This is a genomic window from Arthrobacter sp. 05L417 (assembly GCF_056397865.1).
Genome location: NZ_JBFTOG010000131.1, coordinates 1 through 391 on the forward strand (window position 1 = coordinate 1; position 391 = coordinate 391).

At 65.7% G+C, this 391-nt stretch carries 1 protein-coding gene; it reads left to right on the plus strand.

What is annotated here, in order from left to right:
- Window positions 1-391, plus strand: a 391-nt coding sequence (locus tag AC1DJW_RS26635) for an aminomethyltransferase family protein (RefSeq protein ID WP_476902977.1), incomplete at both ends; no start/stop codon positions are given.

Consider the following 391-nt stretch of genomic DNA (forward strand, 5'->3'; position numbering starts at 1 on the left):
CCCCTGAAGTACTCCTCCGAACTGGCCGAACACCACGCCGTCCGCCAGTCCGCGGGCCTGTTCGACCTTTCCCACATGGGCGAAGTCTGGGTCACCGGCCCGGAAGCCGCGGCCTTCCTGGACTACGCGCTGGTGGGCAAGATCTCCGCCATGTCTGTGGGCAAGGCCAAGTACTCGCTGATCTGCCAGGAAGACGGCGGCATCATCGACGACCTCATCACCTACCGCCGCGGCGATTCCAAGTTCCTCGTGGTCCCGAACGCCGGCAACGCCAAGGTCGTTGCCCAGGCGCTGGCACAAAGGGCCGCCAACTTCGACGTCGTCGTCGATGACGCCTCCGCGGCAACCTCGCTGATCGCCGTCCAGGGCCCCAAAGCGGAAGACATCCTCC